18 protein-coding genes are annotated in these 26,505 nt (G+C 72.2%); 8 read left to right on the plus strand and 10 right to left on the minus strand.

The genetic code is table 11. The annotated features are described in order from the left end of the window. Positions 1–34 precede the first annotated feature (34 nt). The gene (locus LUU90_RS00865) at positions 35–1,132 is read right to left on the minus strand and encodes a carboxylate-amine ligase (protein ID WP_275001302.1); all 1,098 of its coding nucleotides are present in this window, start codon (positions 1,130–1,132) and stop codon (positions 35–37) included. Between the two features lie 37 nt (positions 1,133–1,169). Then, the gene (dxs, locus tag LUU90_RS00870) at positions 1,170–3,053 is read right to left on the minus strand and encodes a 1-deoxy-D-xylulose-5-phosphate synthase (protein ID WP_275001303.1); all 1,884 of its coding nucleotides are present in this window, start codon (positions 3,051–3,053) and stop codon (positions 1,170–1,172) included. Between the two features lie 173 nt (positions 3,054–3,226). Between dxs and LUU90_RS00875 the strand changes: the two genes are divergently transcribed. Beyond that, entirely contained in the window at positions 3,227–4,678 is a 1,452-nt protein-coding gene (locus LUU90_RS00875; protein ID WP_275001304.1) for a GuaB1 family IMP dehydrogenase-related protein, read from the plus strand. A 13-nt stretch (positions 4,679–4,691) separates the two neighbouring features. On the opposite strand, the gene LUU90_RS00880 is transcribed toward LUU90_RS00875, so the two are convergent. Beyond that, a complete protein-coding gene (locus LUU90_RS00880) occupies positions 4,692–6,830 on the minus strand; it encodes a HelD family protein (RefSeq protein ID WP_275001305.1) in 2,139 nt (712 codons plus the stop codon). A gap of 200 nt (positions 6,831–7,030) precedes the next feature. Here LUU90_RS00880 and LUU90_RS00885 point away from each other — a divergent pair, with 200 nt between their 5' ends. Both LUU90_RS00885 and LUU90_RS00890 read left to right on the plus strand, forming a co-directional pair. Then, positions 7,031–7,921 carry an aminoglycoside phosphotransferase family protein gene (locus LUU90_RS00885; protein ID WP_275001306.1) on the plus strand — a complete coding sequence of 297 codons (891 nt, stop codon included), beginning with the start codon at positions 7,031–7,033 and terminating at the stop codon, positions 7,919–7,921. A 41-nt stretch (positions 7,922–7,962) separates the two neighbouring features. Next, positions 7,963–8,688, plus strand: a complete 726-nt coding sequence (locus LUU90_RS00890) for a DUF4241 domain-containing protein (RefSeq protein WP_275001307.1) — start codon at positions 7,963–7,965, stop codon at positions 8,686–8,688. A gap of 46 nt (positions 8,689–8,734) precedes the next feature. Here LUU90_RS00890 and LUU90_RS00895 read toward each other — a convergent pair whose 3' ends face one another. From LUU90_RS00895 to LUU90_RS00910, 4 genes are read right to left on the minus strand one after another with little or no spacing between them, the layout of a single operon-like run. After that, entirely contained in the window at positions 8,735–9,667 is a 933-nt protein-coding gene (locus LUU90_RS00895; RefSeq protein WP_275001308.1) for a threonine/serine dehydratase, read from the minus strand. A gap of 31 nt (positions 9,668–9,698) precedes the next feature. After that, positions 9,699–10,385: an NUDIX hydrolase gene (locus LUU90_RS00900; RefSeq protein WP_275001309.1), complete on the minus strand. Its 687-nt coding sequence runs from the start codon at positions 10,383–10,385 to the stop codon at positions 9,699–9,701. Between the two features lie 33 nt (positions 10,386–10,418). Further along, on the minus strand, positions 10,419–11,201 hold the full coding sequence (locus tag LUU90_RS00905) for an alpha/beta fold hydrolase (protein WP_275001310.1): 783 nt from the start codon (positions 11,199–11,201) through the stop codon (positions 10,419–10,421). A gap of 51 nt (positions 11,202–11,252) precedes the next feature. Continuing rightward, positions 11,253–11,885 (minus strand): TetR/AcrR family transcriptional regulator, encoded by a 633-nt coding sequence (locus LUU90_RS00910; protein ID WP_275001311.1) that lies wholly within the window; start codon positions 11,883–11,885, stop codon positions 11,253–11,255. Between the two features lie 82 nt (positions 11,886–11,967). Between LUU90_RS00910 and LUU90_RS00915 the strand changes: the two genes are divergently transcribed. From LUU90_RS00915 to LUU90_RS00935, 5 genes are all read left to right on the plus strand, one after another. Next, the gene (locus LUU90_RS00915) at positions 11,968–12,885 is read left to right on the plus strand and encodes an alpha/beta fold hydrolase (protein WP_275001312.1); all 918 of its coding nucleotides are present in this window, start codon (positions 11,968–11,970) and stop codon (positions 12,883–12,885) included. A gap of 108 nt (positions 12,886–12,993) precedes the next feature. Next, entirely contained in the window at positions 12,994–13,611 is a 618-nt protein-coding gene (locus LUU90_RS00920) for a hypothetical protein (protein ID WP_275001313.1), read from the plus strand. A 467-nt stretch (positions 13,612–14,078) separates the two neighbouring features. Continuing rightward, a complete protein-coding gene (locus tag LUU90_RS00925; RefSeq protein ID WP_275001314.1) occupies positions 14,079–15,134 on the plus strand; it encodes a multicopper oxidase domain-containing protein in 1,056 nt (351 codons plus the stop codon). 40 nt (positions 15,135–15,174) lie between these two features. Then, entirely contained in the window at positions 15,175–19,179 is a 4,005-nt protein-coding gene (locus tag LUU90_RS00930) for a ThuA domain-containing protein (RefSeq protein ID WP_275001315.1), read from the plus strand. 29 nt (positions 19,180–19,208) lie between these two features. After that, positions 19,209–21,074, plus strand: coding sequence for an OmpL47-type beta-barrel domain-containing protein (locus tag LUU90_RS00935; protein WP_275001316.1), 1,866 nt, complete (start codon positions 19,209–19,211; stop codon positions 21,072–21,074). A gap of 281 nt (positions 21,075–21,355) precedes the next feature. Here the strand turns inward: LUU90_RS00935 and acnA are convergent, their stop codons facing one another. The 3 genes from acnA to LUU90_RS00950 all read right to left on the minus strand — a co-directional run bounded on the left by acnA (position 21,356) and on the right by LUU90_RS00950 (position 26,495). Further along, a complete protein-coding gene (gene acnA / locus LUU90_RS00940) occupies positions 21,356–24,133 on the minus strand; it encodes an aconitate hydratase AcnA (protein ID WP_275001318.1) in 2,778 nt (925 codons plus the stop codon). A 142-nt stretch (positions 24,134–24,275) separates the two neighbouring features. Beyond that, positions 24,276–25,094 (minus strand): SGNH/GDSL hydrolase family protein, encoded by an 819-nt coding sequence (locus LUU90_RS00945; protein ID WP_275001319.1) that lies wholly within the window; start codon positions 25,092–25,094, stop codon positions 24,276–24,278. Positions 25,095–25,121: 27 nt separating this feature from the next. After that, positions 25,122–26,495: a class I SAM-dependent RNA methyltransferase gene (locus LUU90_RS00950; RefSeq protein WP_275001320.1), complete on the minus strand. Its 1,374-nt coding sequence runs from the start codon at positions 26,493–26,495 to the stop codon at positions 25,122–25,124. Positions 26,496–26,505 lie beyond the last annotated feature (10 nt).

The following is a 26,505-nucleotide window of genomic DNA, read 5'->3' on the forward strand; positions in this document are numbered from 1 at the left end:
CTCATCGGCAGCGTCAGATCACAGCAGCGTCACATCACAGCAGCGTCACGTCCGCCGCGCGCCGGGCCACCGCGCCGAGGTCACCGTCCGCCTCCGCGGCCCAGGACCGCTGGCGCGTCGCCGCGTCCCCACCGGACCAGAGCCCGCCCAGCAGCTCGGTCACGGTATCGAGGTCGCCCATGTCCGCGAGCGCGTCGCGGACATGGTCGACCAGCGCGCCGACGACGTCGTGCGCGGGGGCGGGCCGCCAGGTGCGGGGGTCCAGGAGGTCGCCGCCGAGCCCGGAACGCCCGGCCCGCCAGAGCGCCGTGCGCAGGATCTCGACGGGCACGTCGGGCGCCGGGGTGTCGGCCGTCCGGGCGGCCGTCTCCACGAGCCCTCGGGCCAGCGCGGCCAGCAGGGTCGCCGTGTCCGCGGAGAGGCACACGTCGGCGACCCGGATCTCGACCGTGGGATAGCGCGCGGACAGCCGGGCGTCGAAGTAGACCATTCCCTCGTCCAGGATGGTGCCGGTCGCGACCAGTCCCCCGACCGCGGCGTGGTACGCCTCCGGGGTGCCGAAGGTTCGGGTCGGGCCCGCCGTGTGCCAGCGCGACCAGACCTGGGAGCGGAAGCTGGCGTACCCGGAGTCGTCGCCCATCCAGTACGGCGAGTTGGAGGACAGGGCGAGCAGCGGCGCGAGCCACGGCCCGATGCGGTCGAGGACGGCGACGCCCTCGGCGTCGTCCGCCACCGCGACGTGCACATGACAGCCGCTGGTCAGCTGCTCGCGGGCCGTCAGGCCGAACTCGGCGCGCGCCAGGAGATACCTGAGCTTGCCGACGGTCGTGCCGGCGAGCGCCAGGGGTGAGGTGCCCAGGGCGGCGATGCGGGCGTCGTGCCGGTCGGCCGCCGTCTGGGCGCCGGCCCGGCCCTCCCGGATCGCGGCGGCGATCTCCTCCAGCGTCGAGTGCGGCGGCGTGGCCGTCTCGATCTGCTCCTCCATGAGCTCGTGCTCCAGCGGCCCGTCGGCCGGCTCCGCGCTGTCGAGGACGGCGCGGGCCCGTGGGATGGGGGCCCCGTCGTGCCCGATCAGCATCAGCTCTTCCTCGACGCCGACGGTCCGCCTTGTCGCAGTTCCTGTGCCTCTCACCAGGGAAGTCTCACACGTTTCCGACGGTGCTCGTGGGTCACAGCAGCGCGAGAGCCGCGAGAGCGTCGCGCGTCGCGTCCGCGGCGGTCATCCGCTGCGCCTTGACGATGTGGTCGCGGCTCGCGTGGTCGAGGAACGCCACCGGCAGGCCGACGTGCACCTGCGGCGTCCCGATGCCCTGCTCCCCCGCGCGCTGCGCGAGCATGTCGCCCACGCCTCCGTCGACCACGCCGTCCTCCAGCGTGACCACGAGCTCGTGCTCGCCGCACAGCTTGACCAGGTTCTCCGGGACGGGCAGCACCCAGGTCGGCGACGCGACGGTGACCTCGACGCCGTGCGCCGCGAGCGCCGCGCCGGTGTCCAGGGCGCAGCCCGCCATGGAGCCCACACCGACGACGAGCACGCGTCGGTTCGCCCCGCCGGCCGAACCCTCGAACCGCCCCACGACGTCCACGCCGTCGAGCTCCTCGACGGCCGGGATGTCGTCGCCCACGGCACCCTTGGGGTACCGGACCACGGTGGGGGCGTCGTCGACGTCGACAGCGGTGCGCAGGGCCGCACGCAGCGTCGCCTCGTCGCGCGGGGCGGCCAGGCGCAGGCCGGGCACGATCCGCAGCATCGCCATGTCCCACATGCCGTTGTGGCTGGCGCCGTCGTCACCGGTGATGCCCGCGCGGTCCAGGACGAAGGTGACGCCTGCCTTGTGCAGGGCCACGTCCATGAGTACCTGGTCGAACGCGCGGTTCAGGAACGTCGCGTACACGGCGACGACGGGGTGCAGCCCGGCGTAGGCCATGCCGGCGGCCGAGGTCACGGCGTGCTGCTCGGCGATGCCGACGTCGAAGGTGCGCTCCGGGAACTGCTCCTGGAAAGGCGCGAGCCCGACGGGGTGCAGCATGGCGGCCGTGATGGCGACGACGTCGGGCCGGCGGCGGCCGATCTGCACGATCTCGTCGGCGAAGATCTTGGTCCAGCCGAACCGGCTGGGGGCGACAGGCAGGCCCGTCTCGGGGTGGATGACGCCGACGGCGTGGAACCGGTCGGCGATGTCCTCCTCGGCGGGCTTGTACCCGCGGCCCTTCTCCGTGATGGCGTGCACGATCACCGGACGGCCGTAGGCCTTGGCGCGGCCGAGCGCCCGTTCGAGCGCCTCGGTGTCGTGGCCGTCGACGGGGCCGATGTACTTGATGCCGAGGTCCTCGAACAGGCCCTGGGGGGCGACGACGTCCTTGAGGCCCTTCTTCAGGCCGTGCAGCCAGCGCCAGGCGAAGCGTCCGGGCGGGCCGGAGCGGTGCAGCGCGCGCGTGCCCCAGCTGAGGAAGGCCTCGTACCCGCTGGTGGTGCGCAGCGTGTCGAGGTGGTTGGCGAGGCCGCCGATGGTCGGCGAGTAGGACCGGCCGTTGTCGTTGACGACGACGACGAGCTTGCGGTCCCGGCTCTCGGCGATGTTGTTCAGCGCCTCCCAGGCCATACCGCCCGTGAGGGCGCCGTCGCCGATGACGGCGACGACGTGGTCGTCCTTGCCGCGCACCTGGTTGGCCTTGGCGATGCCGTCCGCCCAGGACAGCGCGGTCGAGGCGTGCGAGTTCTCCACGATGTCGTGCGGCGACTCGGCCCGGCTCGGGTAGCCCGACATGCCGCCGCGCTTGCGCAGCTCGGAGAAGTCCTGGCGGCCCGTGAGCAGCTTGTGCACGTAGGCCTGGTGGCCGGTGTCGAACACGATGGCGTCACGCGGCGAGTCGAAGATCCGGTGCATGGCGATGGTCAGCTCGACGACACCGAGGTTCGGGCCCAGGTGACCACCTGTGCGCGAGACGCTCTCCACGAGGAACCTGCGGATCTCCTCGGCGAGCTCCGGCATCTGGCCGGGCGTCATCGCCCGGACGTCCTCAGGCGAACGGATGTCGCTCAGCAGGCCCATGCTCGTCCTCTCGTCGTGTCCCCCAGCAGGGGAATCGGGGCCCCACTCTAAGGGGCGCCGACCTCTCCACTGTGCCACGAGAGTGTCGCCTCCCTCGGCCGTCTCCGATACCTCCACAACGATGTGGCCGGACTCATAGGCAGGGCGTGCAGAAGTCTTTACTGTTGGTGAACGTGCGATTCCTCCCCGAGCAGAGCCCCGCCACCGACCTCACCTACGGCGACGTCTTCCTCGTGCCGTCGCGCTCGGACGTCACGTCGCGGTTCGACGTCGACCTCGCGTCCGACGACGGCACCGGCACCACCATCCCCGTCGTCGTCGCCAACATGACCGCCGTGGCGGGCCGCCGCATGGCGGAGACCGTCGCGCGGCGCGGCGGCATCGCGATCATCCCGCAGGACGTCCCGGCCGACGTCGTGGCGGGAGTGGTCGCCGACGTGAAGGCGAAGGACCCCGTCATCGAGACGCCGGTGGTGGTCTCCCCGCACGACACCGTGGCCAGCGTGCTGAACCTGCTCGGCAAGCGCTCGCACGGTGCCGCCGTCGTCGTCGAGGACGAGCGGCCGGTCGGCGTCGTGACGGAGTCGGACTGCGTCGACGTGGACCGGTTCACCTGGGTCGCCGAGGTGATGTCCACCGAGCCCCGCATCCTGGACGCCGCCCTCCTGGACAGCCCCGGCGGGCTGGAGGCCGCGTTCGACGTGCTGCACTCCGCGCGCCTCGACCTGGCTCCGGTGGTGCGCGACGGGCGCCTCGCCGGGATCCTCACCCGCAAGGGCGCGCTGCGCTCGTCGATCTACTCGCCCGCCCTCGACGCGTCGGGGGCGCTGCGCATCGGTGCCGCCGTCGGGATCAACGGCGACGTCGCCGCGAAGGCGAAGGACCTGCTCGCGGCCGGCGTGGACGTGCTCGTCGTCGACACCGCGCACGGCCACCAGACCAAGATGCTCGCCGCCCTGGAGGCAGTGCGGTCGGTCGGCCCGACGGTGCCGGTGGTCGCGGGCAACGTCGTCACCGCCGAGGGCGTACGCGACCTCGTCGCGGCGGGCGCCGACATCCTCAAGGTCGGCGTGGGCCCGGGCGCGATGTGCACCACGCGCATGCAGACCGGCGTCGGCCGCCCGCAGTTCTCCGCGGTCCTGGAGTGCGCGGCGGCCGCGCGCGAGCTCGGCAAGCACGTCTGGGCCGACGGCGGTGTGCGCCACCCGCGCGACGTCGCCCTGGCGCTGGCCGCCGGCGCGTCGCAGGTGATGGTGGGCTCCTGGTTCGCCGGCACGCACGAGTCGCCCGGCGACCTGAAGTCCGACGGCACGGGCCGGCTCTACAAGGACTCGTTCGGCATGGCCTCGGCGCGCGCGGTCGCGGCCCGCAACTCCGGTGCGGGGACCGCGTTCGCGCGCGCCCGCAAGGCGCTCTACGAGGAGGGCATCTCCACCGGCAAGATGTACCTCGACCCGGCCCGGCCGGGCGTCGAGGACCTGCTCGACGAGATCACGTCGGGCCTGCGGTCCTCCTGCACCTACGCGGGCGCGCGCTCGCTCGCCGAGTTCTCCGAACGTGCGGTGGTCGGCATCCAGTCGGCGGCCGGTTACCAGGAGGGCATGCCGGTCGCCACGAGCTGGTGACCCGGCCCGAGGATCACTCGACGATCACCAGGCGCCGGGTCGGGCGCGTCAGCGCCACGTAGAGGTCGCGCTCACCGCCCGGCCGGGCCTGCCGGATACCCTCCGGGTCGGCCACCACGACCGCGTCGAACTCCAGGCCGCGCACCTGGGAGACGGGCACCACGCGCACGCTGCCGGCCACAGGAGCGGACAGCGAACCCGACCCAGAATCCGACCCAGAACCCGACTCAGAATCCGACCCAGAATCGGACCGAGCCTCGGACAGGGCCTCGGCGAGGGCGGGCGCCACGTCGTCGGCGGCCACCACCGCCACGAGGTCGCCGTACGTCGCTTCCGTGGCCACCTCCTCGACCACTGCCGCGGCCAGGTCGCCGCCCGCTGCCCGACGGCGGGGCTCGTCCCCGTGCCGGACCGCGCGGCTCGGCGGCTGGTCCGGGGCGATCTGCGCGAGCAGCGGTGCCGCGGCGGCCAGGACCTCAGCGGTGGTGCGGTAGCAGACCGTCAGGGTGCGGACGTCGGCCCGCTTGGCCAGGTCGCTGCCCAGCGCGTCGGCCCAGGACGCCGCGCCGGTCGCCGGGCCTGCCTGGGCGAGGTCGCCGACCACCGTCATGGACCGGCCAGGGCAGCGGCGTAGCACCGAACGCCACTGCATGGGCGTCAGCTCCTGCGCCTCGTCCACGACCACGTGCCCGTACGTCCGGGCGGGCGGGCCGTTCAGCAGGTGCTCGGCCTCGTCGAGCAACGGGAGGTGCGGGGTGGCCCAGGCCCCGTCGCCCTCCGGGACGCCGTCGACCACGAGCCCCGGGTGCGCGTCGAGCACGTCCAGCACCACGTCGGCCGCCTCGAGGTGCGGCCACGCGGCCTCCACGGCCCGCTCCAGGGCGGCATCGTCGGCGAGCTCGGCGCGCAGGGCGCCGGGGTCGAGCTCGGCCACCGCGGCGGCGTGCCCGAAGGCGCCGCCCTCGTCCGGGCCGAACCCGAGGCGCTCCAGGTCCTTCGCCGCCGCCTTGTCGACGTTCACGCCACCCGTGAGCACCTCGATGTCCTCGTCCAGCTTCGCGAGCATGACCCGTGCGCGTGCCTGCACCTCGTCGGACACGAAGTCCACGACGAGGTCCTTGAACAGTGACCGGGCCTGGTTGTGCGGCAGGCCGGCGCCGCCGGCGGTCGCCCGCGCCTCGGCGAGCGCATGGGTGTCCATGGTGATCGCGTCGCCGTCGACCACCACGGTGAGCGTGCCGTCGGGCGCCTGGTACCGCCGGACCGTCTCGGCCAGCTCGTCGGCCAGCCGCACGTCCCCCGCCGCGCGGCGCAGGGCGTGATCCGCCTCGGGCGTGTCGTCGAGGTCGAGACCGATGTCGAGGGCGTCGGCGACCAGGCGGTCGGCGGTGGTCATCGCGACGTCGTTCTCCCCCAGGGAGGGCAGCACCTCGGCGATGTAGTCGAGGAAGCGCGAGCCCGGGCCGAGCACGAGCACGCCGTCGGCCCGCGCCTCCTCGAAGCCCGCGAGGACGTAGGCGGCACGGTGCAGGGCGACCACGGTCTTGCCGGTGCCGGGACCGCCCTCCACGACGGTGACGCCACGGTGCGCGGAGCGGATGATCGCGTCCTGCTCCGCCTGCAGCGTGGACACGACGTCGCGCATGCGTCCGGTGCGCCGGGCGCTGATGGCCTCCAGCAGCGGCCCGTCGCCGACGACGTCCTCCGGCCCGGGCTCCGCGCCGTCCAGGATCTCGTCGCTCACGCGGGTGACTGTGCGGTCCTCCAGGCGCAGGTGCCTGCGCCGGTGCAACCCCATGGGGTGCGCGGCTGTGGCGGCGTAGAAGGGGCGGGCGGCGTCGGCGCGCCAGTCCACGAGCAGCTGGTCGTCGCCGTCGCTGAGGCCGGTGCGGCCGATGTGCAGCGAGCGGCCGTCCGTGTGGTCGATCCGGCCGAAGCAGAGATGGTGCTCGGCGGCTCCCAGGGTGCGCGCCCGGCGGTTGAGCATGCCGACCCGCACCTCGCGGGTGAATGCTTCCTCGGGGTCGGCCGAGGAGCCGCGGACGGCGTCGTCGAGGTCCGCGCGGACGCGGGCCACCTCCCGGTCCAACCGGGCGTACAGGGCGTCGACGTACTCCTGCTCGGCGGACTGCTCGATCTGGCGTTGCTGCACGGGTCTCCTCGTTGTTTGGGCCTGGTGTCAACGCGGACGGTTCGCAGAACGTTCCCAGGGTCGCACCGCGCTCGGGCGTGGCGCACGGGCCGGTTCTGTGCCTACCGGTGGCAGGCGCCCTCGCCCGCGAGCGCCGACCCGGTACCGTTGACCGCCCGCCCAACGCACCCAGGCAACGCACCAGGACCAAGGAGGCCGCCGTGGTCGCCGCCGACCTCGACGTCACCGTCGACCTCAGCCGATCGCTCCTGAAGGAGCAGCACCCCGATCTGGCCGACCTGCCGCTCGAGCTGGTCGCGAACGGGTGGGACAACGTCATGATCCGGCTGGGCGACGACCTCGCACTGCGCCTCCCCCGGCGGGAGCTCGGGGCGGAGCTCATGCGCAACGAGCACCGGGTGCTCCCGCTGCTCGCCCCGCGGTTGCCCGTGCCGGTCCCCGTCCCGGTCCGCACGGGCGCGCCCAGCGCGGCGCTCGGCTACCCGTGGCCGTGGGGCGTCGTGCGGTGGGCCGACGGCGTCCCCGCGGCCGCCGTCCCGGCGGTGGAGCGCACGCCGTGGGCCGAGCACCTGGCGCGCGTGTTCGTGGCGCTGCACCAGCCCGCACCCGAGGACGCGCCGGGGAACAGGTTCCGCGGCATCCCCGTCGCGGAGCGGACGGCGACCTTCGAGGACCGCCTCAGCCTGCTCCCGGAGCGGCTCCACGACCGGGCCCGCGACCTGTGGGCCGACGCCGCCGACGCCCCGGGGTACGACGGCGTCCCCGTGTGGCTGCACGGCGACCCCCACCCGGCCAACCTGGTGGCCGACGGCGACCGGCTCTCCGCCGTGATCGACTTCGGGGACGTGACCAGCGGCGACCCTGCGTCGGACCTGGGTGCGATGTGGCTCACCTTCGACGCCGAGGGCCGGGACCGCTTCCGCCGGGTGGTGGACGCCCGGGCGCGGGACGGACGCGGCTGGGACGCCGGGATGTGGCGCCGGGCGCAGGGCTGGGCGCTGCTGTACACGACCATCTGCTTCTCCTACCCGGACACGCACCCGATCATGGTCGGCGTCGGGGAGCACGCGGTCGAGCAGCTCTTCGGCTGAGTCCGTGGCCGACTGTCGGTGGTCGTCGGTAGGTTCCTCGCATGTCCTACCTCAGGCCCTTCTTCGCCCTCCGGCCCGGCACGCCCGACGGCACTCCCTATCCCCAGACGGTGCACGACCTCGGCGTCCTGCACGTGCCGTCCGGCAAGGTCGAGGCGTCCGACCCCTACGTCAGCCTGGGTGACGGCCTCGTGGCCACCGTACCGGCGGGCTCCTACCCGGTGCGGGTCACCGTCGCCGACGTCTCGGAGGACCGGGACGGCAGCCACCCGCGGGAGGCCTACCTGTCCCTCGTGGTCTCCGACGCCGCTCCCGTCGCCGAGGTGCGGCTGGTCTCCCCGGACGACGCCGAGCCGCCCACAGGCGACGAGTTCTACGGCGTCGGCGTCGACGCCGGGACGGTGGCCTTCGCGGACGCCGGGGCGGTCACCGCCTGCATGCCGCCCCGGGACGACGACTGGCACGAGGACCTCTTCGACAACGGCACCGACCGGTCCTGGTTCGCGCTCCAGGACGACCCGGGGCACTACCGGGACGGCTGCGCCAACATCACGCTGCCGCTGGCCACCGCCGGCGAGAACGTGGTGCTCAGCCACTCCGGCTGGGGCGACGGCTTCTACCCCGTCGTCACCACGCACGGCGCCGACGGGGCGCTCCTCGGCGTACACATCGACCTCCTGGTCGCAGGGCCGGAGGAACCGGACGACGAGGAGGACGAGGACGAGGCCGTCGAGGACGAGGAGGCCCCCGCCGCGGCCGGCGCCTGAGCCGTCTGGGCCGGCACCCGGGAGCGCACGCTCAGGACGGGACGGCTCAGAACCGCACGGCGGTCGTGTTCGCCCCGCACACCAGCACCGCGACCCGCTCCCCGGGCTCTGGCACGTAGGTCCCGGACAGGAGCGCCGAGAGCGCGGCCGCACCGCCCGGCTCCGCCACGACCCGGGCCGTCTCCCAGAGGGAGAGCTGGGCCGCCGCGATGGCGTCGTCCGTGACCAGCACCGACTCGGCCACGAACTGCTGGGCGAGCGGGAACATGTGCCGCCCCACCTGCCGGGGTGCCAGCGAGTCGGCGGCGATGCCCTCGGTCGGCGCGTCCACGGGCACGCCGGCCGCGAGCGCCCGGTGCAGGGTCGGTGCGCCCTCGGGCTCGACGGCGACCACCTTGACGTCGCCGCGGAACCACGCGGCGATGCCGCCGATGAGCCCGCCGCCGCCGACGGCGACGAGCAGGGTGTCGATATCGGGCCGGTCCTGGGCGATCTCCGCGCCGAGCGTGCCCTGGCCGATCAGCGTCTCGGGCTGGTCGTAGGCGTGCACGGTCATGGCGCCGGTGCCTGCGACGAACTCCTCGCTGGCGGCGAGCGCGTCGGCGTACCGGTCGCCGCCGACGACGAGCTTGGCGCCGTAGCCGCGGATCCGGTCGGCCTTCGCCGACGAGGTGACGCTCGGCACGAAGACGGTCGCCGGGATCCCGAGCCGGGCGGCCGCGTAGGCGACCGCGGCCCCGTGGTTGCCGCCCGAGGCGGCGACCACTCCGGCGTCGGGCACGTCGCGCGTCAGGAGGCTCGTGAACGCGCCGCGCACCTTGAACGAGCCGGAGTGCTGCAGGCACTCGAGCTTGAGTGTGACGGGGTGCGCGGGGCGGCCGAAGTCCGCCAGGTCTACGTCGAGCACGGGGGTGTGCCGCACGTGCGGACGGATCAGGGTCGCGGCGGCGCGGATCGCGTCGCGGGTCACCTCGGTCATCGGGTACTCCTTCGGGCGTCAGCGGTGAGCGTCATGAGATGCCGAGCTCCTTGGTGCGGTCCCAGTCCTCGGTCCAGCCGAGCTGGTCGAACATGGCGTCCAGGACCCCTGCGGTGAATCCCCAGACCAGGTGCGTGAGGTCGCCGTCGTGCACGTGGAAGCCCGGGCCGCGCCAGGTCCGGTTACCGCGGCGGGCGACCACGGTGAAGCGGTTGGCGGGGTCCAGGAGGTCGGCCACGGGGGCGCGGAACACGTGCGCGGACTCGGCGACGTCGACCACACCGACGGGCGTGGGGCGGGACCACCAGCCGAGCACCGGGGTGACCACGTGGTTGCTGACCGGCATGGGCAGCTCGTCGAACGTGCCGAGCACCTCCACGCCCGCCGGGTCCAGCCCGGTCTCCTCGACCGCCTCGCGGAGGGCGGCCGCCACGGCGTCCTCTCCGTCGTCGGTGCGGCCGCCGGGGAAGGCGACCTGGCCGGCGTGGCTACGGAGCGTGGCGGCCCGCGCCAGCAGCAGGACGTCGAGGTCGGCGGGCACCGCGAGGTCGTGGTCGTCGCGGTCGGCCGCCAGGCCGTCCAGGACGCCGAACAGCACGAGGACCGCCGCCGGGCGGGCGTCGCCCGTGAAGTCACCGCGTGCGTGCCGCCACGGCCCGTCGAAACCCTTCTCGGCGAGCGCGACCAGCTGCCTGCGGGCGGATGCGGAGGAACTCACTGCCCGACCTTAACTCCGGTTCCGTCGGCCTCCTCACCAGAGGAACGACCGGACGGCGGCAGCGACCGCGGTAGGCCGGTCGCGGTGCACGGCGTGCCCGGCGCCCACCACGACGCGCACGCGCACGCTCGGGTTGCGGATCATCAGCTCGACGCCCGTGCGGGGGCGGAACAGCGCCCTGTGGGCGGGGTCGGCGCCGAGCACGAGCGTCGGGACGACGAGGCGGGAGATGACACCCGTGTACCGCCACGGCGTGTTGTCCCGCAGGGTGTGGGCCACCGCGGTGGCGTCCGCGGCCTTCGCGGCGTCCGCGACCGCCGTCGCGTCGCGCCGGTCCCAGGTCGGGTGCGCCGCCTGCACGGCCCGGGCCGACGGCGGGTGGGTGACCGCGGCGATCTCCTCCGCGGCGCCCGTCTCGAACCGGTCGTCAGGGAGGTCGAGCGCCGGGTCCAGCAGCACGAGGCGCCGGGTGAACCGGCGGTCGTCGACGGCGGCCAGCGCGCCCAGCAGGCCTCCGAGGCTGTGCCCCACCACGAGGTCCCAGCCGGTGCCGAGGGCGCGCACGTCGGCGACGTGGTCGGCGAGCAGGTAGGAGTCGGCGCGCGGACTGCTCCCGTGGCCGCGCAGGTCGGGGGCGACCACCTCGTGGCCGTCCTCGGCGAGGCTCTCCGCCAGCCGCCACCAGGTGGCGCCCGCCGACCCGATGCCGTGCAGCAGGAGCGCCGTGCCGGGTCCGGCACCCCAGCGCGTCGTGGCGAGCTCGACGGCCACGGCCGGTTCGGGAGCATCGTCGGGAACCTCACGCCGCGTCACCATGAACAGAGGGTAACGACCAGGTGTACACCGGTTGACCCCTGCGGGCTCGGCTCAGCGGAGAACGGCCGGGTCCGCGCCGTGCGCCACCAGGAGGGCCCGGACCGCCTCTTCGGCACGCCGGTACACGGCGTCGTCGCCGAACAGGAGCGAGCGGTCGTTGGCCGCGTTCAGCAGCGCGTTGATCTCGAACTCCACCTGGTCGGGGTCGGTGCCGGGAGCCAGCTCGCCGGCGTCGGCCGCCGTCCGCACCTGGTGCCCGACGTACGACTCCCAGGACCGCTGTGCCGCGACGACCGCGTCCCGCACGGCGCCCTCGCGCATGTCGAACTCCACCTCGACGGTGCGGAAGAAGCACCCGCCGCGGAACACCCGCGAGCGGGAGTACTCGGTCCAGGCCAGCACCAGGGCCCACAACCGGGGCAGGCCGCGCGGCGCGGACCGCGCCGGGACGATCACGTGCTCCGTGTAGATCTCCATGGCCCGCTCCACCGCGGCGAGCTGGAGCTTCTCCTTGGACCCGAACAGCCCGGCGATCGCGCTCTTGTTCACGGGCGCCGACGTCGCGAGCACGCCGAAGGACAGGGCGTCGAGACCACGCACGGACGCCTCCTGCACCGCGTGATCCAGCACGGCGCGCCGCGTGCGGTCACCGCGGGCCCGGCGCAGGTCGGTCGACTGGTCCATACAAGAGAGTGTACGACCGTGCGCACATCCGATAGTGTGCGAACGATCGTACAGATTGTTTCGGCATCCACCGGAGGTCCCCGTGCCCCACACCCAGCGCATCACCCGAGCCACGTTCCGCATCCTCGGGCGCACCGCTCCCCCGCTCGCGCTGACGCTCGGCGCGGCCACGTACTGGCGGGTCGGCCCGCCCGCGCCGGTCCGGCTCGCCGACCGGCCGGTCCACGACTCCGCCCGCCGCGGCTCGCTCGCGCACCACCCGACCTTCCGCAGCGGCCCGGCCGCCGGGGCAGATCAGCGCGGCCCGGGGCGGACCGTCCCGGTCGCCACCTACATGTGGGGCGACCCCTGCGCGCCCGCGGTCCTGCTGGTCCACGGCTGGCGGTCCCGCGCCTCGGCGTTCGGCCGGATCGTCGAGGACCTCACCGGCGCGGGCCTCCGGGTCGTCGCCTACGACGCACCCGCCCACGGCGCCTCCGGCGGACGCCACCGCAGCGGGCTCGACGACCTCGACATCATCCGCCGACTGTCCGACGCCGAGGACGCACCGTGGGCGGCGGTCGTCGGGCACTCGCTCGGCGTGCTCGCCGCCGGGGTCGCGCTGCACGAGGGAGTCAGGGCCGAGCGGTTCACCGGGATCTCCGGCCTCACGTCGGTCCGCGCCGCCACGGACGGGTTCGTCCGCGCGGCCGGGATCCCCTGGGACCTGCGGGACCGCTTCGCGACCACCGTCCAGCGGTACGGCCTACCCGGCCACCCGGGCGTCTACGAGCGCTTCGACCTGCTGGCCCGCGCGGTCCCGGCGCAGGTCCCCACCCTGTGGGTGCACGACGCCGGGGACCGCATGAATCCGCACGTCCTGTCCGAGCGCCTCCACGACGCCCACGCGGCGTCGAGCGAGCTGTTCACCACCACCGGGCTGGGGCACAACAAGATCCTCGGCGACCCGGCGGTGCGGACCAGGATCCTGGACCATCTGGCCGCGCCGGCGTCCGCGTAGCAGCCACCTCGGGGACAACCCCATCCGAATGCACGAATGCTTCCCTGACCTGCAGGAACACCCTACGCTTAGGTCCGGTTCGTTCCGGTTCCGCAGAGGGGGAAGACGATGGAGCACGCGAGCGACCACGCCCTGGCGGCGACGGTGGTCGGGGTCCTGGCAGCGCTGTGGTTCGGCTGGACCGTCCGGCACTCGGGACCATGGACGCGGCTGGCACCCGTCATCGGCGTCGTGCTCGCGTCCGGCGTCGTGGTCGTCGCCGTCCTGACGGCCGTGCGCACCTGGTCCGACGGCACGGTGGTGACCGGGCGGGTGGTGAGCATCTACGTCGCGGCGTTCCTGGTCCACGCCGGCCTGACCCGGCTGGTCACCGGGTTCATCGCGAGCAAGTACCGCCGGGCCGTGGCGGCCGCCAAGGACGACAAGAAGGCCGCGGTCACCCTGGGCAGGTCACGGATCCACCTGATCCCCACGGTCGTCGCGGTGTCGACGGCGGTCCAGGTGGGAATCATCGCCGACACCCTCGACGTACCCGAGCTGTACTTCGGCGCCGCCGCCGGGGTCCTGGCCGCCCTGGCCGCCTGGCCGGTCGGATGGGCGCTCCGCGCCGTCATCCGGCCGCGGGACCACCGGTCGACGGCAGCCTTCACCCACCCCCTGACCGGGCTGCTGACCGGGACGGTCCTGGTCGCCACCGCGGTCTGGGTGCTGCTACCTCCCCCGTAGCCCGCCCCCCTGCGACCTGCCCAGGCCCCTCAGACCGCCCCAGACCCGCCCCAAACCGACCTTTCAGCCCGTTCGAAGCCCCGTCCCGCCTCCGCGGGGCGGGGCTTCGGCCATCTCCAGCATCTTCTGTCACGCAGAAGTCTGACCTTGTTCCTTCAACTTTTGCTTGACACTCGGCAGAAGTCGCCATAGGTTCACAAAGCCACTTTGTGGTGCACAACACGCATGCGAGCCATCCGAGGTCTTTCCGGCACGGTGGCCGCATGGGTCGTGAGGGCGTGACCGCCGCCGTAGACGGTCACGAGCCGACGTCCTTGGAGGGAACGACGATGTGGTCCACCTTCGTGACACCGCTGTCTCCCGCGGCGTCGCCGCCGACAGCTTCGCGCGTCTGAACCCCCATCCCCCTGATCCCTGTCTCGTCGGGGCGGCCATAGGCCTGCCCGACGGGTGTCGAACGGAGACGCATGCCTGAGAACAGCCCTGACACCCGATCCCCCCTGGGCGGTGTGTCCCGTCGCAGTGTCCTGACCGGCACCCTGGCCGGCCTGATGGCTCCGACCGCGGCACTGGCGCTCGGCGCCGACACGGCCGCGGCGGTCTCGACCAAGCCGGCGCCGGCGCCGACGACCCCGCCCGTCAGCACTCAGGGCACCACCCGGCACATCACCATGTACGCCGAGGAGCTCCCGGGCGGGCAGTACGGATACGGCCTGGCCCCGGGCGAGGCCACCATCCCGGGGCCCGTGCTCGAGATGTGGGAGGGAGACACGCTCCAGATCGAGCTGGTGAACAACACCGACCGGCGGCTGTCGATCCACCCGCACGGCGTGGACTACAAGACCACGTCGGACGGCAGCCCGTTCAACGACTCGTTCAACGAGCCGGGCGAGACGCGTACTTACACGTGGAGCAGCCACGTGCAGCACCGGGCCGACGACACCCGATGGATCCCGGGCAGCGCCGGTTACTGGCATTACCACGACCACGCGCTGGGTGGCGACCACGGCACCGAGGGCCTGCGCAAGGGGCTCTACGGCGGTCTCATCGTGCGGCGCAAGGGCGACATCCTGCCCGACCGGCAGTACACCGTCGTGTTCAACGACATGACCATCAACAACAAGATGGCGCCCGACACCCCCATGCTCGAGGCGAACCTCGGCGAGAAGGTCGAGATCCTCGCCATCGGGCACGGCGACCAGCTGCACACGTTCCACCTGCACGCCCACCGCTGGGCGAACAACCGCACCGGCTACCTCATGGGTCCCGACGACCCCAGCCAGGTGGTCGACAACGCCGACCTCAACCCCGGTTCCTCGTTCGGGTTCCAGGTCATCGCGGGCGAGGCGGTGGGCCCGGGCGCCTGGATGTACCACTGCCACGTCCAGTTCCACTCGGACGGCGGCATGGCGGGCATCTTCCTCGTGCGCAACGCCGACGGCTCGATGCCGGACGGCGCCCAGGAGGCCATCGACCGCTTCCAGCACCACGAGCACACCGGCCACACCGCTGGTTCCCACTGACCGCTGATTCCCACTGAAGTTCACGCGCAAAGGAGCAGTGATGGAACGAATCACAACGAGCCCGCCACTCCGCGGCGGGCCTACCCCACGCAGATCGGCACGCGGTGCACTGGCCGCGATCGCCGGCGCCACCCTTCTCGTCAGCATGGCGACGGTGCCGGCACAGGCCCAGCTCACGGCGGTGGCCCAGGCTCCCGCGACGGTGGTGGCCCCTGCGGCCCCCACGGCGGCGCAGGCCGTCACGGTGCTCGTCTTCCACGGTGCACCTGACAAGCAGAAGGACCCGGTCACCCTCGCGACCAGAACCATCAGGGAGCTGGGCGCGGCGAACGGGTTCACCGTGGAGACGGCGTCCGACCCGTCGGTCTTCACCGCGAAGAACCTCTCGAAGTACCGCGGCGTCGTCTTCCTGTCCGCGGAGGGCGTCGAGCTCTCCACCGGCCAGGAGGAGCAGCTCAAGGCGTACGTGCAGGGCGGTGGCGGGTTCCTCGGCATCCGTGACGCCGCACGCGCACAGGACCGCTCGCAGTGGTTCACGGGCCTCATCGGCACCCGCCCGGCAGGCAACCTGCCGGACGCCCTCGAGGTCGCCAGCGTCAAGGCGAACGCGGAGAACCCACCGAACGAGGACGCCGAGAACCTGATCGACGGCGACTCGAACACCAAGTGGCTCGCCTTCGAGCGGACGGCCAAGATCGACCTGACGATGGCGGAGCCCGTCGTGGCCACCCGCTACGCGCTCACCTCCGCCAACGACTTCGACGGCCGCGACCCGAAGAGCTGGACGCTGCAGGGCTCGACGGACGGCACGACGTGGACCGACCTGGACACGCAGACCGACCAGGACTTCCCGGACCGTTTCTCGGCGCAGGACTACCGCTTCGAGAACACGACCGCGTACCAGCACTACCGTCTGGACATCACGGCGAACGCGGGTGACGGTCTCACCCAGCTCGCCGAGATCGAGCTCTTCGACGCCTCCTCCGACGAGGAGCCGGAGCCGGTCGTCCCGATCCAGAAGGCGACCGTGAACGTGGTCGACGACCTGCACCCGGCGTCCGAGGACGTGCCGACCAAGTGGACCCGGTCGGACCGGTGGCTGAACTGGTCGCCGAACCCCGTGGGCGAGGTGCACACCATCGCGCAGGTCCAGGAGTGGGACTACAACCCGGGCGAGGGCGCGAACGGCGCCTTCCACCCCGTCACGTGGTGCCGTGACTACGACGGCGGCCGCTCCTTCTACACCGGCATGGGCGGCACGGCGGCGAGCTACTCGCAGCCGGAGTTCCGTAGCCACCTGCTGGGCGGCCTGCTCTGGTCCACCGGCATGGCCCGAGGAGACTGCCAGGCGACCATCGCCGACAACTACGAGTCGCAGCGCCTGACCCTGAAGAACACCGCCGGCACGCTCGACCAGGTCGGCGAGCCGCACGGACTCACCGTCGCCCCCGACGGCGGCGTCTTCTACATCGGCAAGGCTGCCTGCGCGACGGCCCCCGTCGTGCCGTGGGAGAACCCGAAGGTCGGCCTCGGCTGTGGCACCGTCCACCGCTGGGACCCGGAGACCGAGAAGACCAAGCTGCTGACCACGCTCGACGTCATGGGCCACCGCGGCAGCGGCAGCGAGCTCGTCAAGAACGAGGAGGGTCTGCTCGGCATCACCCTCGACCCGAAGTTCGAGGAGAACAACTGGGTCTACCTGTACTGGATGCCGCACGAGTCGATCGACCGCGAGCGCCGCGTCGGTCACCGCACGGTGTCGCGCTTCACGTACGACCCCGAGACCGACGCGATCGACCAGTCCACGCGCAAGGACCTGCTGGAGTGGGAGACGCAGATCCACAGCTGCTGCCACGCCGGTGGTGGCATGGACTTCGACTCCGAGGGCAACCTCTACATCGGTTCCGGTGACAGCAACTCGTCGGGGGGCTCCGACGGCTACTCGGGTAACAACTGGACCCAGGAGTTCGCGGGCATCTCGTTCCAGGACGCGCGCCGCACCTCCGGCAACACGAACGACCTGAACGGCAAGATCCTGCGGATCCACCCGGAGCCGGACGGCACCTACACGATCCCCGAGGGCAACCTGTTCCCCGAGGGCGAGTACCCGGCCGACAAGACGCGCCAGGAGATCTACGTCATGGGCGTGCGGAACATCTCGCGCCTCGACTACGACGAGAAGAACGACTGGCTGACCGCCGCCTGGGTGGGGCCGGACGCCGGCTCGCCGAGCCCGGAGCTCGGCCCGGCCAAGTACGAGACCGCCACGATCATCACGTCGGCGGGCAACCAGGGCTGGCCGTACTGCATGGGCAACAAGCAGCCCTACCGTGACCGGAGCAACGAGGACGCGAGCGTCCTGACCGGCTGGTACGACTGCGACAACCTGAAGAACACCTCGCCGCGCAACACGGGTCTGGTGGACATCCCGCCGGCTCGCGCGAACATGATCTGGTACTCGCCCGACGGCGGCGGCCCGGTCTTCCCTGCCGGTGAGGACGGCGTGCCCTCCTACGAGGCGGACGAGGCCACCTACACCCAGCCGTACCTGCGTGGCGGCGGTCAGGCCATCATGAACGGCCCGACCTACCACCGTTCTGAGGTCGACACCGGGTCCGGCGTCGCGTGGCCGGAGCACTGGGACAACAAGTGGTTCCTGGGCGACCAGTCCAACTCGAACAACCGCGTGGCCGTCACGGTCAACCCGGACACGGTCGAGGAGGCCGGTGCCCCGCTCTTCGCGGAGGACCTGCGCCGCATCGTCCAGGGCGGTAACGGCAACACGCAGCTGCAGAGCTGGATGGACGCCAAGTTCGGTCCGGACGGTGCCCTGTACCTGCTCGACTACGGCAGCGGCTTCTTCACGCTGCACGAGAACCAGAAGCTCACCCGGATCACCTACACGGGCGGCCCGGCGACCCCGGTGCCCGCGGGTTCCGGTGCCAGCGTGCAGAGCAACCCGCTGACCGTCGCCTTCACGGGCGGCAAGTCCGGCGGCGTCTCCTACGCCTGGGACTTCGGCGACGGGAACACCTCGACCGAGGCGAACCCGAAGCACACCTACGCCCGTGTCGGCAGCTACGACGCGAAGCTGACGGTGACCTACGCCGACGGTGAGACCACGACGCTCGACGTGCCGGTCGAGACCACCTGCACCATCCCGGACGACCGGGCCACGGTGTGGATGGGCGAGACGAACTCCGGCGTCGCGAACGACGACCTGGGTGGCTGCACCATCAACGACCTGATCAACGACGAGGCGCAGTGGGACACCAACGCCAAGTTCGTGAACCACGTCACCGGTGTGGCGAAGCAGCTGCGGGCCGACAAGGTGATCACGGCCAAGGAGGAGAAGGCGCTCGTCTCGGCCGCCACGAAGTCGGGCATCGGCGCGCGGGGCACCACCGGGTACCGGTGGCTGTTCGACGGCACGGCGGAGACGCTCGACGACTGGCGTCAGGCACCCGGCGGCAACTTCGACCTGCAGGACGACGGTTCGATCCGCGCGCGTGGTGGGCTCGGCATGCTGTGGCACCCGGGCGAGGAGCTGGCGGACTTCTCGCTGAAGCTCCAGTTCAAGGACGTCGCGCGGGGTGACGGGTTCGCCAACAGCGGTGTCTTCACCCGGTTCCCGGACCCCCGGGTCGCCAAGGAGGACCGCCCGGACTGCGGTCAGCTGACCGACGCCGAGGCGTGGGTGGCGATCTACTGCGGCCACGAGATCCAGATCTACGACGGTCCGACGGGCGAACCCCAGAAGACCGGTTCGGTGTACAACTTCGACCCGGTCGCACTGCCCGACGCGGGCACGACCCCGAAGGGTGTCTGGAACGACTACGAGATCAAGGTGGTCGGCCAGCAGTACACGATCATCCGCAACGGCGTGGTGATCAACGAGTTCGAGAACTCGCCGGGCAAGCAGTCCTCGCGCGCGGGCGACCCGCCGAGCGACATGCGGCAGTTCCTGAAGGGCTTCATCGGCCTGCAGAACCACGGTGACGCGGACGCCATGGAGTTCCGCAACATCCGGGTGCGTGACCTGTGACCACGCCCACGAAGACGAGAGGCACCCCCATGTTGAGACGAAAGGTGTCCCGCCTGCTGGCGGGAGCAGCGGTCGGTGCCCTGGTGGCGCTGCCGCTGGCACCAGCGGTGGTCACGGCGGCGCCCGCCGCCCTGCCCACCGTCCAGGCCCCCGCCCTCGCGGCGGCCGAGGAGGCGGCGGCCGACCAGGTCCTGACCTTCACCGGCGACAACAGCGTCACGGCCTATGCCTCGGCGCCGGCAACTGCGACCGCAGGCCCCGCCACGATCGTGTTCGAGAACAGCGCGGCGACCGGCAACAACATCGGCATGTCGCACACGCTCACGTTCGACACGAGCACGCCGGGGTACAACCACGACGTCACGCTCGACATCCTGGCCAACCCGTTCGACGCCAACGGTGGCCGGTACGAGGCCGAGGTCAACCTGACTCCGGGCAAGTACCGGTACTTCTGCGCGATCCCCGGCCACGGCACGATGGCCGGTGAGCTGGTGGTCACCGACGCGCCGGCGGACGACACCACGGCGCCGACCGTCACGGCGGACGTCGCCGGCCAGCAGGACGCCGACGGTGCCTACATCGGCACCGCGACGGTCGCGCTGACCGCGGAGGACGCCGAGTCCGGCGTCGCCTCGGTCGAGTACTCGGTCAACGGTGGCGCCTACCAGGCGTACACGGAGCCGTTCGTCCTGGACCAGCCGGGCATGTACATGGTCGAGACCCGGGCCACGGACAACGCGGGCAACGTCTCGACCCCCGAGATGCTGCACATCGAGGTCGTGGCCGCCGACGGCGAGGACACCACGGCACCCCTCGTGAACGCCGAGGTGACCGGCGAGCTCGACTCGTCGGGCGCCTACATCGCCTCGGCCACCGTGACCATCGCGGCCGAGGACGCCGGTTCGGGCGTCGCCTCGATCGAGTACGCGCTCGACGGCGGTGAGTACGCGCCGTACACCGAGCCGGTCGTCGTGGACACCGCCGGCGAGCACACCGTGACCTACCGGGCCACGGATGTCGCGGGCAACGTCTCGGCGGAAGGGTCTGCCACGTTCACGGTGGTCGCCCAGGCCGAGGACACGACGGCGCCGACCGTCACCGCGGAGATCACCGGTTCGCAGGACTTCGACGGCTACTACCTGGGCTCCGCAACGGTCACGCTGCTCGCCGAGGACACCGGGTCCGGTGTGGCGAGCGTCGAGTACGCCCTCGACGGCGGGGCCTTCAAGCCCTACACCGCGCCGATCACCATCGACACGATCGGTGAGCACACCGTGACCTTCCGGGCCACGGACAACGCCGGCAACGTCTCGGAGGTCGGCTCTGCCGACCTGGTGGTCGTCGAGGCAGGCCCCGCACCGGACCGGACGCCGCCGATCGCCTCGGCGGAGGTCCGCGGGGAGCAGGACCACGAGGGCGCCTACATCGGCACCGCGACGGTCTCCATCAGTGCCCGGGACTCCGGTTCCGGGGTCGCGCTGATCGAGTACGCACTCGGCGACGAGGCCTTCCGGGAGTTCACCGCACAGATCGTGATCACCGAACCCGGTGCGCACGCCCTGCGGTACCGGGCGACCGACAACGCCGGGAACGTCACCCGGACGGGCACCCTGCGGTTCTCGGTCGCCTGGACCGAGACCGACGCCTGCCCCGTCTCCGACGAGCGCCCCACGGTGATCATCGGTGGCGTGGACAGCAAGGTCGCGAACGTCGACACCGGGAACGGCTGCACCATCGCCGACCTCGTCGACGAGACGTGGCCGTGGGTGAGCAACAGCGCGTTCGTCGCCCACGTCACCGAAGTCACGACCCCGCTCGTGGAGGACGGCGTCATCACCAAGAAGGAGCAGTCCCAGGTGCTCAGGGCCGCCAAGCGGTCCGGGATCGGGGGCTGAGCCGACCGCCCCGGCACCACGTCGGCACCACGTACGACGACGGCGCCCCGCCTCTCCTCACGGAGGGGCGGGGCGCCGTCGTTCTGGACTGCGGGTCGGTGGCTCAGGCTCTATCTTCTTCGCCTGAGCCTGCGGTTCCGCTACGGGCGAGTGCCTCGTTCCTCGGCCCCCACCCTGCGCTGTGCCCCCGGCTCAGGCTCTATCTTCTTCGCCTGAGCCTGCGGTTCCGCTACGGGCGAGTGCCTCGTTCCTCGGCCCCCACCCTGCGCTGCACCTCCGGCTCAGGCGACCAGCTGGCGGAGCACGTACTGCAGGATGCCGCCGTTGCGGTAGTAGTCCGCCTCGCCCGGCGTGTCGATCCGGACCACGGCGTCGAACTCGACCTGCGAGCCGTCCGCCTTGGTGGCCGTGACCTTGACCGTCTCGGGCGTGACGCCCTCGTTCAGCGCCGTGACGCCGGTGACGTCGAAGGTCTCCGTGCCGTCCAGGCCGAGCGACTCGGCGTTCTGGCCGGCCGGGAACTGCAGCGGCAGCACGCCCATGCCGATGAGGTTCGAGCGGTGGATGCGCTCGAAGCTCTCCGTGATGACGGCCTTGACGCCCAGGAGCGCGGTGCCCTTGGCGGCCCAGTCGCGCGACGAGCCGGAGCCGTACTCCTTGCCGCCGAGCACCACGAGCGGGATGCCGGCCGCGGCGTAGTCCTGCGCGGCGTCGTAGATCGTGTCCTGTGCGTTCTTCACGAAGTTGAACGTGAAGCCGCCCTCGACGCCCGCACCGTTGTTCTCCGAGGCCAGGAGCTGGTTGCGGAGACGGATGTTCGCGAACGTGCCGCGGATCATGACCTCGTGGTTGCCACGGCGCGAACCGTAGGAGTTGAAGTCGCGGCGGCCGACGCCGTGCTCGGCGAGGTACGTACCGGCCGGGCTGTCCGGCTTGATCGAGCCGGCCGGGCTGATGTGGTCGGTGGTGACCGAGTCGCCCAGCTTCGCGAGCACGCGGGCGCCCGAGAAGTCAGTGACGGGCTCCGGCGTCATGCCCATGCCGTCGAAGTACGGGGGCTTGCGCACGTAGGTGGACTCGGGGTCCCAGGCGAACGTGTCGCCCTCGGGGGTCTCCAGGGCGGCCCAGCGCTCGTCGCCCTTGAACACGTCCGCGTAGTCCGACTCGAACATCTTGCGGTCGATGGAGGACGCGATGGTCTTCTCGACCTCGTCCGGCGAGGGCCAGATGTCGCGGAGGAAGACCGGGTTGCCCGCCTCGTCACGGCCCAGCGGGTCGTGCTCGAAGTCGAACTCCATGGTGCCGGCCAGGGCGTACGCGATGACCAGCGGCGGGGACGCCAGGTAGTTCATCTTGACGTCCGGGTTGATACGGCCCTCGAAGTTGCGGTTGCCCGACAGCACGGAGACGACCGACAGGTCGTGCTCGTTGACGGCCTCCGAGACCTTCTCGTCGAGCGGGCCCGAGTTGCCGATGCACGTGGCGCAGCCGTAGCCGACCAGGTGGAAGCCCAGCTTCTCGAGGTACGGCCAGAGGCCGGCCTTCTCGTAGTAGTTCGTCACGACCTGCGAGCCCGGCGCCATGGAGGTCTTGACCCACGGCTTGGACACGAGGCCCTTCTCGACGGCGTTCTTCGCGAGCAGCGCCGCGGCGATCATGACCGACGGGTTCGAGGTGTTGGTGCACGACGTGATCGACGCGATGGCGACCGCACCGTGGAACAGGTCGAACTCCTTGCCCTCGGTGTTCGTGACGTGCACGTGCTTGCGGCCGTTCGGCGTGATGGCCGGCGAGTCGGACGCGGGGAACGACTCCTTCTCGGCCTCGTCCACCTGGTCCAGCACGTCGGGCGCGTAGGTCGGCAGGTCACGCGTGAACGCGGCCTTGGCGTTCGTCAGCTCGATGCGGTCCTGCGGGCGCTTCGGCCCGGCGATCGAGGGGACGACGGTCGACAGGTCGAGCTCGAGGTACTCGGAGAACACCGGCTCCGGGGTGTCGGCGTCGTGCCACAGGCCCTGCTCCTTGGCGTACGCCTCGACGAGCGCGAGCTGCTCCTCGGAGCGGCCGGTCAGGCGCAGGTAGTCGACGGTGACGGAGTCGATCGGGAAGATCGCGGCCGTCGAGCCGAACTCCGGCGACATGTTGCCGATGGTGGCGCGGTTCGCGAGCGGCACCTGGGCCACGCCCTCGCCGTAGAACTCGACGAACTTGCCGACCACACCGTGCTGACGCAGCATCTGCGTGATCGTGAGCACGACGTCGGTGGCGGTCACGGCGGCCGGGATCGAGCCGCTGAGCTTGAAGCCGACGACGCGCGGGATGAGCATCGAGACCGGCTGGCCGAGCATCGCGGCCTCGGCCTCGATGCCGCCGACGCCCCAGCCCAGCACACCCAGGCCGTTGACCATGGTGGTGTGCGAGTCGGTGCCGACGCAGGTGTCGGGGTACGCCCGCAGGACCGGCGCCTCCCCGTCCACGGAGACCTCGCGGGTCATGACGGTACGCGCCAGGTACTCGATGTTGACCTGGTGCACGATGCCGGTGCCCGGCGGGACGACCTTGAAGTCGTCGAACGCCGTCTGTCCCCAGCGCAGGAACTGGTAGCGCTCGTGGTTGCGCTGGTACTCGAACTCGACGTTGCGCTGGAACGCGTCCGCGCGGCCGGCGACGTCGATCTGCACGGAGTGGTCGATGACCATCTCGGCGGGGGCCAGCGGGTTCACCTTCGTGGCGTCGCCGCCGAGCGCGGCGACGGCCTCACGCATGGTGGCGAGGTCCACGACGCAGGGCACGCCGGTGAAGTCCTGCATGATCACGCGCGCCGGCGTGAACTGGATCTCGGTGTCGGGCTGCGCGTCCGGGTCCCAGGACGCGAGGGCGCGCACGTGGTCGGCGGTGATGTTCGCGCCGTCCTCCGTGCGCAGGAGGTTCTCGGCGAGGATCTTCAGGGAGTACGGGAGGCGCTCGACCCCCTCGACCGCGTTGAGCCGGAAGATCTCGTAGGACTTGCCCGAGACCTCCAGCGTTCCCTTCGATCCGAACGTGTCCACGGTGCTCACTGTGGCTCCTTCTGCGGGGCTGACGGTGCGTCGGCTCTCACAGGCGCGGTCATCGCGCGAAGGAGCCTTCGCATGGGTTCCAGGGGGCTTCACCCAGCCTAAGCCGGGCTGCTCGGGCCAGCATAACGCATATATCTTGACGTCAAGATATCTGCGAGACCACCCGGCGCGCGATGGCGGCGTAGCCCTGGTCGTTGACGTGCGTCCCGTCCGCGTCGACGTACCGGTCCCCCACCACGTCGGGGTCCAGCATCGAGACATACGTGGCCCCGTGCCTCTCCGCCGCGGCGCGCACCGCGCTGTCCAGGGCGCGTGCCTCGAGCCCGATCTCCCACGGCGTGGACGGCCCGACGGCGATGATCTCGGCGTCCGGGAAGCGCTGTGCGGCCAGCTCGTACGTGTCGGCGACCGCACGGAACACCAGCGCGGGCGTATCGCGCAGCTCCTGGAAGTCGTTCTGTCCGCCGGCGATCACCACCAGGTCCACACCCCGCGGAGGCACCGAGCGCAGCTGCTCCGCGTACGACAGCCGGTCCGTCTCCGGCCGCCGGCTCACGAACCCGGTGCCGTTGTCCGCGACGTTGCGCTCGGTCCAGCCCATCTCGCGGGCCACTCTCGTGCTCCAGCGGTTCGACGGCGACGACGCACGCTGGCCGACCGTGTACGAGTCGCCCACGAACAGCGCGACCGGCGGTTCCGCCCCGATCGCACGTTCGGCGGTCCGTCCTGCCGGCCGCTCGGCGCTCTCCACCGACGGGGTCGGCGTGGGGCTCGGGGCCGGGACGAGCGTGGGCGACGGGCTCGGGCCAGGCGTCGGCGCCCTCGTCGACGTCGGCGCCGGCCCTCGGCCGTCCCCGACCGTCAGGCCCCCGCCACCGGCGAACATGCCCACGACGACGGCCACGGCGAACGCCGTCACCACACCCGCGACGATCCCGCCGCCCACCAGCCACCGCTTCACGAGGCGCATCCTATGCGCGCCCGGGCGTCAGACCTGCCGGTCCAGTACCGCTACCGCCTCGAGGTGGTGCGTGTGCGGGAACAGGTCGAACCCGCGCACCCCCGAGAGCGTGTAGCCGTGCGCGGCCAGGTAGCCGACGTCGCGCGCGAGCGCCGCCGGGTCGCAGGCCACGTACACGATGCGGCGCGGGGCGCGGGCGGCGATCGCGTCGACCACTGCCCGGCCGGCACCCGACCGCGGCGGGTCCAGCACCACGACGTCGGCCGTCGGGACGGCGTCCGACCCGAGCACCTGGTCCACGGCGCCGACCTCGAGCGTCACCTGCGGAGACGCGTGGGCGTTGCGGCGGGCGTCCTTCGCGGCCTGCTCGTCCCCCTCGACGGCGACGACGCGGCCCTCGGGCCCGACGGCGTCCGCGAGCGGCAGCGTGAACAGCCCGGCGCCGGAGTACAGGTCCAGGACCGTGGCCCCGGTCAGCTCGCCGCACGCCTCCAGCACGGCACGCGTCAGCACGGACGGCGCCTCGCGGTGCACCTGCCAGAAGCCGGCGGCGGCCACGCGGTAGCGGTGCGTGCCCCACGGCCCGGCCACGAACTCGCTCACGGAGCGGCGGGCGTTGGGCCGGGTGTCCGGCTTCCCGCGGCGCCACGGCTCGCCGTCGACCAGCAGCACCGGCTCGCCCTCGGACGGCGCCACCAGGGTCAGCTGCGCGCCCGGCGCCCAGGTGCGGGTGAACACGTCCTCGGCCACGGCGAACGCCGCGATCTCCGCGGTGCCGAGCGGCATCTTCTTCAGCGCCACGACGTCGTGCGAGCGGTGCTTGCGCATGCCGGCATGCCCGGCGGCGTCGGCCACCAGGTCGATCCGGGTGCGGTAGTGCAGGCCGCGGCGCTCGTCGTCGCCGGGTGCGGCCTCGACCGTGACCTCCCGGGCCAGCCACTCCGGGTCGATGCGGGCCAGGCGCTGCAGCTGCTCGACGAGCACGTCGGTCTTCCAGCGCCGCTGCGCGGGGAGCGCGACGTGCGAGAGCTCACCACCGCCCACGCCGTCCGGCCCCGCGGCGGGCCAGGCGGGCTCGACGCGGTCGGGGGACGCCTGGAGCACCTCGACGGCGTCGGCGCGCCAGAAGCTGGAGCCGCCCTCGGTGACGCGGGCGCGCACCCGTTCGCCCGGCAGGGTGTGCCGCACGAAGACGACCCGACCGTCGAGGCGTGCCACGCAGTGGCCGCCGTGTGCGACGGGACCCACCTCCAGCTCGACCTCGGTGCCCACCTCGGGTGCGGGCACGTCGCTGACGCGCCGGCCGCGGTCCGGCCGCGGGGAGCGCTGCGGACGACGGCGGGGACGACCGCCGGAATCGGGGTCGGCGGGCGCGGAACGACGGTCGGGGTTGCGGGGCATGCCCCCAGTA

It is taken from the genome of Promicromonospora iranensis (assembly GCF_028994775.1).
GTDB classification, from domain to species: Bacteria; Actinomycetota; Actinomycetes; order Actinomycetales; family Cellulomonadaceae; genus Promicromonospora; species Promicromonospora iranensis_A.

Coding starts and splice junctions, on each gene's coding strand:
- dxs (WP_275001303.1), bottom strand. CDS start 3,053: ATGGGCCTGCTGAGCGACATCCGTTCGCCTGAGGACGTCCGGGCGATG.
- LUU90_RS00890 (WP_275001307.1), top strand. CDS start 7,963: ATGTCCTACCTCAGGCCCTTCTTCGCCCTCCGGCCCGGCACGCCCGAC.
- LUU90_RS00895 (WP_275001308.1), bottom strand. CDS start 9,667: ATGACCGAGGTGACCCGCGACGCGATCCGCGCCGCCGCGACCCTGATC.
- LUU90_RS00905 (WP_275001310.1), bottom strand. CDS start 11,201: ATGGTGACGCGGCGTGAGGTTCCCGACGATGCTCCCGAACCGGCCGTG.
- LUU90_RS00910 (WP_275001311.1), bottom strand. CDS start 11,885: ATGGACCAGTCGACCGACCTGCGCCGGGCCCGCGGTGACCGCACGCGG.
- LUU90_RS00920 (WP_275001313.1), top strand. CDS start 12,994: ATGGAGCACGCGAGCGACCACGCCCTGGCGGCGACGGTGGTCGGGGTC.
- LUU90_RS00925 (WP_275001314.1), top strand. CDS start 14,079: ATGCCTGAGAACAGCCCTGACACCCGATCCCCCCTGGGCGGTGTGTCC.
- LUU90_RS00930 (WP_275001315.1), top strand. CDS start 15,175: ATGGAACGAATCACAACGAGCCCGCCACTCCGCGGCGGGCCTACCCCA.
- LUU90_RS00935 (WP_275001316.1), top strand. CDS start 19,209: ATGTTGAGACGAAAGGTGTCCCGCCTGCTGGCGGGAGCAGCGGTCGGT.
- LUU90_RS00950 (WP_275001320.1), bottom strand. CDS start 26,495: ATGCCCCGCAACCCCGACCGTCGTTCCGCGCCCGCCGACCCCGATTCC.